This is a genomic window from Bradyrhizobium sp. Ec3.3 (assembly GCF_000472925.1).
Taxonomy (GTDB): domain Bacteria; phylum Pseudomonadota; class Alphaproteobacteria; order Rhizobiales; family Xanthobacteraceae; genus Bradyrhizobium.
The window spans coordinates 81343-89968 of the sequence record NZ_AXAS01000041.1 but is presented as its reverse complement, the minus strand read 5'-3'; the positions used below and the strand labels follow the sequence as shown (position 1 = coordinate 89968).

Annotated in this window: 7 protein-coding genes and 1 pseudogene; 6 read left to right on the top strand and 2 right to left on the bottom strand. The window is 59.7% G+C overall.

What is annotated here, in order from left to right; genetic code table 11:
• A pseudogene (locus YUU_RS56835) lies at positions 1 to 241 on the bottom strand (IS110 family transposase); the annotation flags it as partial.
• A gap of 129 nt (positions 242 to 370) precedes the next feature.
• Entirely contained in the window at positions 371 to 1810 is a 1440-nt protein-coding gene (locus tag YUU_RS0131130) for an outer membrane protein (protein WP_084801622.1), read from the bottom strand.
• Between the two features lie 438 nt (positions 1811 to 2248).
• Between YUU_RS0131130 and YUU_RS52330 the strand changes: the two genes are divergently transcribed.
• The 6 genes from YUU_RS52330 to YUU_RS0131105 all read left to right on the top strand — a co-directional run bounded on the left by YUU_RS52330 (position 2249) and on the right by YUU_RS0131105 (position 8553).
• Complete coding sequence (locus YUU_RS52330) at positions 2249 to 3916, top strand: arylsulfatase (protein WP_035663820.1); 1668 nt, start codon at positions 2249 to 2251, stop codon at positions 3914 to 3916.
• Positions 3917 to 3937: 21 nt separating this feature from the next.
• Positions 3938 to 4099 carry a hypothetical protein gene (locus tag YUU_RS59035; RefSeq protein WP_156944596.1) on the top strand — a complete coding sequence of 54 codons (162 nt, stop codon included), beginning with the start codon at positions 3938 to 3940 and terminating at the stop codon, positions 4097 to 4099.
• A gap of 257 nt (positions 4100 to 4356) precedes the next feature.
• Complete coding sequence (locus YUU_RS59030) at positions 4357 to 4911, top strand: hypothetical protein (RefSeq protein ID WP_156944595.1); 555 nt, start codon at positions 4357 to 4359, stop codon at positions 4909 to 4911.
• Positions 4912 to 5218: 307 nt separating this feature from the next.
• Positions 5219 to 6574, top strand: a complete 1356-nt coding sequence (locus YUU_RS52325) for an efflux RND transporter periplasmic adaptor subunit (RefSeq protein WP_084801620.1) — start codon at positions 5219 to 5221, stop codon at positions 6572 to 6574.
• A 15-nt stretch (positions 6575 to 6589) separates the two neighbouring features.
• Positions 6590 to 7321, top strand: coding sequence for an ABC transporter ATP-binding protein (locus YUU_RS52320; protein ID WP_051389971.1), 732 nt, complete (start codon positions 6590 to 6592; stop codon positions 7319 to 7321).
• Positions 7318 to 8553 carry an ABC transporter permease gene (locus YUU_RS0131105; RefSeq protein ID WP_027525872.1) on the top strand — a complete coding sequence of 412 codons (1236 nt, stop codon included), beginning with the start codon at positions 7318 to 7320 and terminating at the stop codon, positions 8551 to 8553. Before YUU_RS52320 ends, YUU_RS0131105 begins: the two co-directional genes overlap by 4 nt.
• The last annotated feature ends 73 nt before the right edge of the window (positions 8554 to 8626 follow it).

Here is an 8626-nt window from a genome sequence, read left to right as displayed (position 1 = left end):
GCATCAGCCGGGCATTGTGGCCGAGTCCCTGTAGCTTGCGGCTGAGATGATGCGCGCCGACGCAAGCCTCCATCCCGATCAGGCACGGCGCCAGGTTGGCAAGTCGCGCCTCGACCTGGCCACGCGACCATTTTTGCCGGAGTACGATCGCACCACGCCGATCGTGCCCTACGACGTGAAACGAGTTCTTGCCGATATCGATACCAACCACGGCAATTGCGCTGCTAGATTTCTGAGACATGGCATGCTCCTTTTCGGTGCCCCGAACCAGCTTCGATCACTGGCGGGGCTGGAGCACGGCCGGACCATGCCATTAGCAGTCATCCCGCGATGGAGGGGGCGGGAGGAAACCTGCGTGTCGTCCGCTTAGCTATCTCTCCGGAAATAGCAGTGAGAGCTCAGCGCGCAATTGCCAGTTTGGCGCGCCGGTTGGACGAACGACGTTGTAATAACCGGCTATGTTTGCGCTCACCGGCTGGTCGCCTATTTTGAATATGCGGCCAAAGCCGCCACCGATTGGAACGGTCCACCGCTGATCCGATGGCGCCAGCCAATTCGCTGTGATGACTGGCGACGACGTGAGATACCAGCCGTGGGCCATGTTGTAGTTGATAAACGGCTGCGCGAGAAATTCATTCACGGGCGGCCGCAGCGGATTCCCGCCGATTGACCACTGATTGTTGACCAACACGCCAATCACCCAATGTCCCGGCGTTACTAACGCGACGGCCGTAGGACCGAGCAGCACTTTTCCCTGTCCAAGGATAGGATCGGTCGCGGATGGAATCGTAAAGACTGGACCGAGGCCCCAAATCAGTGGACCCGGATGGGTGGGTGAAAAAAAGAACTCCTGAGTGATATCGCCAATTCCATTCGTATTGCTGTTAAATATTGGGCTGGGTTGGCTGATAACGGGCATGATGGTGCGCGCGATCAGGTTCCAGTCTGCGTTGATGTGCAACGGCACGACGGGCTGAATGTTGAGCACTTCTTGGGTGCGGTTGAAGGGTCCGGCGTTGAAATTCGTGTTGCTTTGGAACGGAACGCTGACCATGTCGGCGATTGGGTTCTGTGATTTTTTGGCCAGGTCTTCGTCTTCGGAGGGTTCGCGAGAATAGCCGGTTCTGGTCTGCTCGACCGCATCGGGAAGGCCGCTCTCGAACTTGTAGTTCGCACCGAACTTGACCATTTGAAGGTCGCGGTTCAACTGGATTTGCGGGAAGGTCGCCGAAGTCCAGTTTGAGAGTGCAAGATAGTCGTACTCGACCTTGATCGTCCAATGCGATTTGAAGCCGTATTCCACGCCCACGCCTGCAAGCCAACCCGAGCTTGTGTTTGATCCGGTCCAACTGACGCCCGGAAAGCTCAATGTTGCGTTGCTGTTTACCCAGCCGCCGCCCGCCTTTCCATAGACGAGCCAACGATCCTCCACGAGGCCTACGCGGCCAGCGATTGTCCCGATCCAATTCTGACTAACTGAGCCAAGTGTTGGGGTCGGCAGTGCTGGATGGCCGAACGTCGCGCCGTCGAAATCACCCTCGACGCCGAACAAAAAGTGCCCGGCCTGAACGTTGTAGCCCGCCTGAACGCCAGCAATGAACTCGGTGAGACCGCCGTAAAAATTGTTGTTTGGAATATTCAGATTGCCGTTGGTCCATGCTCCACCGAAATTAGCGCCGACGTAGCCTCCTGACCAATTATAGGGCGGTTCGGGGATGGGCGGTGCCTTCACAGCCATGTCGGCTGCGTTAGCTGCAACGTTTACGCTGAGTGCAATAAGTGCGGCACCTCGGAGAAACAGGTTCCTCATGACTGGGCCCCTCGAAACGAAAACTCACATCTCCTTTACTGCGACATTCGACCACAACTGGGCACGCTTGACCGTGCCCTAAAAAGCACGGCAGGAAAAAATGGTAGAAATAGGCAGTGATGTTGACACGCTCGCCACTTGCGACCTTGTTCGTCGCAAGACGAAGACGAGGGGTATTTCACAAATCCTGATATTGGCACTTCTCAAACTTGTGGGCCCGATCGAATGTCCGCTTCGCGCCCAAAAGCTGCTCTCCCCGGCCTGGTCGACCTAGCGGCCCCTGATTGATCTAGATCAACATGACGACGTGACATTCTGTCTCTGGCTCATGACCAGGCTCGGACGCCCAAGCCTCAGCAGCCGAGATGTAGGAGTGTAATCATGAGCATGTTCAGAACAATCTGGGGTGCTCTTGTCGTGCTGTGTACCGCCACGACAATGGCAAGCGTTCCGGCCTCAGCCCAGCCGGGAGCGAAACCCAACATCCTCTTCATCATGGGCGACGACATCGGCTGGATGCAACCACGCATCTACCATCGCGGCTTGATGGTCGGTGAGACGCCCAACATCGACCGCATCGGCCGCGAAGGCGGCATGTTCATGACCTACTACGCCGAGCAGAGCTGCACGGCGGGGCGCAATGCCTTCTTCACCGGCATGAATCCGCTGCGCACGGGCATGATCCCGCCTCAGCTCCCGGGGAGCCCGTCCTACCTGCGGCCCGGAACCCCGGCGCTCGCCAAGTTCCTGCGGGATCTTGGCTATAACACCGGCGAGTTCGGCAAGAACCATCTCGGTGACCATACCGACGCGCTGCCCACGGCGCACGGCTTCCAGGAATTTTGGGGCTACTTGTACCACCTTGATGCGATGCAGCAGGTGAGCTTCCCCGACATCAACAGTACCCCGACGGAGCAGACGCTTGCGCCGCCGTGCAAGAATACGCCGATCCCCGGCTTGCCCGACGTTCCAGGGGCTGTCGATCCCAGGACCACGACCTGCCTGACCCCACCGCGCAACGTGCTCTGGTGCAAGTCCTCGGATGGCACGTCGAACAATCAGACCTGTCAGGACCAGGGGCCGCTGACGCTCGAGCGGTCGAAGACAGTGGACGAGGAAATCTCGTCCAAGGTGATCGACTTCCTCGACCGAAACGACCCTAGGAAGACGAACACGCCGTTCTTCGTCTGGTACAACCCGGCGCGCATGCACATCACGACCGTGCTGTCGGACAAGTACATGGCCATGGTCGGTGAGCGCGGCCGCAAGGACTGGGGTGTCAACGAAGCCGGCATGAAGCAAATGGACGACAACATCGGCTACGTGCTGAAAAAGCTGGAGGACATGGGCCAGCTCGACAACACGGTTGTGGTGTTCACTACCGACAACGGCGCTGAAGTCTTCACTTACCCCGACGGCGGTACCACGCCGTTCAAGGGCTCGAAGATGAACACGTGGGAGGGCGGCATGCGCGCGCCGGCGGTCATCCGCTGGCCAGGTCAAATCAAGCCGGGTACGGTCTACGACGACATCTTCGCGTCGCTCGACTGGCTGCCGACGCTCGTCGAAATCGGGGGCGGGCCGAAGGGCAACGCGCTGAATGATCAGATCATGAAGGGCAGCTACCCGGGCATCGTCAAGACGAAGCTGGACGGCGTCAACCAGCTCGACTATCTGACCGGCAAGTCGGCGAACTCCGCGCGCGACGTCTTCTTCTACTATTCGGGCCCGCGCCCGTCCGCCGTGCGCTACAAGAACTGGAAGATGTATTTCGCGATCGCGCCCGAAACTCCAACGGGCTTCGCGTTCCCCGGCGTCCAGACCCAGTTCATGGCCACCACGACGAACCTCAAGCGCGATCCATTCGAGGAGGCCGTGGCCTCGGGCACGTGGAACAAGACGGCGCCCAACTCGTTCGCCGGTGCGATCGCCGGGCCGGTCACGGCTTACATCTACGACTGGAACATGCTGCCCCTCGGCCAGCAGCTGTGGCTCAAGGAGCTCGAGAGCTACAAGCAGTTCCCCCCCCTTCAGAGCCCGGAGAGCTGGAACCTGGAACAGGTCACCGAGCAGATCAGGAACGGAACGCAGCACCCCAGCCAGTAGCCTGGATGCTCGTGAAGTGAAATGCGGGCGGCCCATGAGGGCCGCTCGCCGCATCATGTCATTCAAGGTGTCATTGAGACCTACATCAATTTCCCGCCGCTGCAAAATTCGGCGAGCTACAGTCTAGAGCAGGTCATGCAGCAGGGCCGCGAAATGAAGTCGGCTAGTCACGCCGACGAGTAGTGCGTCCGCTTTGATCCAATGTCTCCTCTTGGGCCCCTTCGCGTCATTTCGCGGCGACGCAGTATTTTGGTCGCTTCGGCGCGAAGCGGACATTGACGGCCGTGCGGCCTTAACGAACACCGACGCGATTGACCCTGAACAGACACGGGGCGGTTTGAAAACCCGCAGCGTAGCACAGCCTGCCGTAGCGCGATGTGCTATTCTCACCATTGGCTTGCAGGACCTGGCATCGCCACTGCGCTCTGGTGAGGTGCCACATGGTGACGCTAACTTCGCTGTCAGAATCTGTCACCGTTGTCATTTTAAAACGCCGGAGAAGACGTGATCCAAAAAAATTTGGATCGTTTCCGGATGATATGCGCCCGTCTGGTGTTTGCTATCGGCAACTACGTCCCACCAGCGGACGATCAATAAATATGCTGGAACTATCTGTCGGAACTCTCTGCGCGATTTTTCCAATGCGCAACATAGCCTTGAAAGGGAGTGTCCAGATGAAACACCCGACAACTTCGCTTATTATCGGCGCCTGCCTGCTGGTTTCCTCGGCTGGGGCGGTCTTCGCCACGGACGCCCATAGGGTATTAGGGACCAAAGGCCAGAATGGTACAGGTGGTGCCGGTGTTGCATCGTGCGGTGGCGCGCAAGCTAGTCCTCCGGGTCAGGTCGACAGCCTCAACACCAACTCCCCGTTCCCTACTCTAGGCAACCCTACGCCAAGCAAAGTGTACGCTGGATCCGGCGCAGGAAACTCAGGGGCCAATCCAAAAGCCAACTCCCAGTACGACAACGCTTGCTTCCAGCAAATGCCGTAAGCGCGGCACCGCCCGACACGGGAGGCGGCGGGCCGCGGTGCCGTGCCAACGGCCTCTGAGTAGGACGTCGCTTACTTGCAGGTCACGACCCACCGCAGAATGCATAGGGGGCGAGGCTGTTTCGGCATTGAGTGCGGGGCCCCGTCGGCTCAATTGGTCGCCGGGGTCTTCGAGAACTGTTTCCCGGGATCGACCGGCGTTGGGAGGCATTCAGCTTTCTCTGTCTAGCGGACATGTTCGGCTTGAATGAACCAATCCGCTTCTTGGGATTACTCCAAGCGGTTAGTGATCAGGATGATAGCCACACATGCGTTTCGCCGTTGCCGCTCTGTTTTGCGGGTTCATAGTCGGGCTGGGTTACACCTATAGCCATAGCCACGAATCCTCGGTCCCGACCTTCCTCACCGCCCCAGTCGAACGCGGCAGCATCGCTACTTTGGTCAAGGCGAGCGGCACCATCGAGGCGGTCGTAAGCGTCGATGTCAGCTCGCAACTGTCGGGACGAATCGCGCAAGTGTTCGTTAGTTTCAACGATGCTGTAACGGCTGGGCAGCCGATTGCGCAAATCGATCCAGAAATCTTTGCCGCTCGCGTCAATGAAGCGAAAGCGGCCCTTAAAGTGGCGAACGCGACTGCCGAGGTACAAAAGGCGGCACTTGAACGAGCGAAGGTCGCCGTCGCGAATGCGCAGACGGCTGAAAAACTGGCAGAGGAGCAATCCACCGCGAATAAGGCGCGGCAGGACGAGGTCGAGAGGGAGTTCCTGCGAAAGGTGGCATTGGCGCGTACCGGAGCCGGAACCGAGCGCGAGTTAACCCAGGCGCGGGCCCTGCGTGATGCGGGAGCCGCCGACCTGCGCGCCTCCCTTGATCAGATCCAGATGAAGATCGAGGCCATTGCGATCGCGGAAGCAGAACGGCTGATGGCCGAGGCCAATCTCGAGAATGCACAGGCTGTTGTCGAGCAGAAGCAGGCGGCCCTCGATCAGGCACAGCTCGACCTTGATCGTACCGTGCTTCGCGCGCCGATCGACGGAATCATCATCAATCGGGATGTCAATCCAGGACAAACTGTTGCAGTCAGCCTCGAAGCCAAGACGTTGTTCAAGATCGCGAACGATCTGCGTGAGATGGAGGTGCATGGCAAGATTGACGAGGCCGATGTCGGGCAATTGAAAGTGGGCCAGACGGCCAAGTTCACAGTGGACTCTTTCCCTGATCGAACCTTCAGCGGCCGGGTTCTGCAGATCCGCAAGTCTCCCGACGTCGTGCAAAACGTCGTCACCTATACGACCATTGTTTCCGCACCAAATCCGGAGCTCCTGCTGTTGCCGGGTATGACCGCACAACTTCGGATCGTGGTGAGTGATACGGGAGAGGTGCTCAAAATTCCCGGCCAGGCGCTGCGTTTCCAGCCGGCGGAGGCCGGCTCTCGATCCGCTCGCCGGAGTCAGACCGAAGCGGCTTCCTCAAAGGCACTCGCGACGGTCTGGGCGATTGGCGACGACGGGCAACCCAGTCCGATCGCTGTCAAGCTGGGCGCGACAGACGACAATGGTGCCGAACTCCTGGAAGGCCAGCTGGCCGAGGGCCGGCAGCTGATCATCGGGGTTGCCAGTACGCAGACCCCGAGGCGCTACTTCGGGGTTCGCCTCGGATTCTGAGATCGGAGTTTTAGGATGCCGCCGCTGGTCCGGACCGTTGGTCTCTCGAAGCAATACTTATCCGGAGAGGTTGTTATCGCTGCGGTGTCCAACGTATCGCTCTCGATTGCGGTTGGCGAGTTCGTCGCGATCCGCGGCCGCTCGGGTTCGGGGAAGTCTACCCTCATGAACCTCCTCGGTCTGTTGGATCGGCCGGATTCGGGCGAGTACGCCTTGAAAGGACGCGACGTCGCGCAACTGAGCGAGGCGGCGCGGGCGACCATCAGGAGCCGAGACATCGGCTTCGTGTTCCAATTGCCGGCGCTTCTGCCGCGGGCGACCGCGCTGGAAAATGTCGAGTTGCCTCTCGTCTACGCTTCCGTGCCGCGCCTGAGACGCCGCGGTACGGCGATGGACGCACTCGCGCGTGTGGGTTTGGCCGACCGTAGCCATCGTTGGCCGAGCCAACTTTCAGGAGGAGAACAGCAGCGGGTTGTGATCGCCCGCGCGATGGTCAACGATCCGGCCGTTATCCTCGCTGACGAGCCGACGGGTTCACTGGACAGCACCACGAGCGAGGAGATCCTGTCTCTGTTCGACGACCTGCATCGCGACGGTCGCACCCTCATCGTGGTAACGCACGCCATTGAGGTTGCCGGTCGTGCGCAGCGACGGATCACCATGCATGATGGACGAATTATCGACGACGATGGAGCAGCGTGCGAACGCGCGCCATCAAGCGCCATCGGCGTGGGTCCTCCTTCATGAGCCCCGTGGAAGATCTGCGCATTGCGGCACGCGCGCTTCGCGCAAACAAGCTGCGCAGCGCCTTGACCGCACTTGGAATCATCGTTGGCGTCGCGGCCGTGGTTTGCATGGTGTCGGTGGGAGCGGGTGCACAAGCTGAGGTCTCGGAAAAGATCCGCACCTTGGGAGCCAACCTCCTGCTGGTCTTGCCCGGAGCGCACAATGCTGGCGGAGCAAGGCTTGAGTCTGGAACACAGCCTACCCTCACCGAAGAGGACGCCGCGGCGATCCGCCGCGAACTGGTAGACGTGCAGGTTGCCGCCCCCCTGCTGTCGCGGTCGATGCCGCTCGTCGCCCTCAATAAGAACTGGGTGACGCTGGTGGCTGGAATTAATACCGATTATCTGGTCGCCCGCGAATGGCAAGTGACCGAGGGGCGATCATTTACGGGCGACGAGACCACCTCCGGCGCCAAAGTCGCGATCGTGGGGTCGGTGGTCATCGATGAGCTATTTGATGGGCGTGCGAGGGTTGGAGAGGTGTTTCGAATTGGCAACGTGCCTTTCACGGTCATCGGCGTTCTCGACAAAAAAGGATTGGGCGCAGCCGGGCGCAGTCAGGACGACGTCGTATTCATTCCTCTTTCGACCGCAAAGAGCCGCGTCCTCGGTGCCGTGCATGGCACTACCCGCGAAGCCCTGGATTTCATCTCGATCAAGATGTCCGATGCGAGCGACAGGCCCGAAATCGAACGCAACATCGAGGACCTGCTCCGACAGCGCCATCATATTCGCGGCGATGCTCCCAGCGATTTTAGGATCGAGAATCCAGCGGACCTGCTGACCGCACGTGGCGCTGCGATACGGACTCTCGGGATCCTGCTGATCGCAGTGGCAGCGGTTTCGCTGGTCGTCGGCGGCATCAGCATCATGAACATCATGCTGGTCTCGGTGACCGAACGGACCCGCGAAATCGGGTTGCGCATGGCGGTCGGCGCCAGTCGCCGTGATATCCGATGGCAGTTCCTGATTGAAGCCTTGATACTTTCATTGATCGGAGGGATCGCAGGAGCAATGCTGGGAGCCGTCGCCGCCGTCGCGATCGCATGGAATGCCGGTTGGCCCGTTCTCATCAGCCCGTGGGTCATCATGCTGGCTTGTGCATTCGCAGGGTTTGTCGGCATTTCGTTCGGACTCTATCCGGCGCAGAAGGCTGCGCGGCTCGATCCGATTGCGGCATTGCGCTTTGAATAGCCAGGATCGAATAAGGTCCGCGTTGGCTGTTTCACGAGCATCGCCATGAATACCGGCGATGCGCAACTGTACG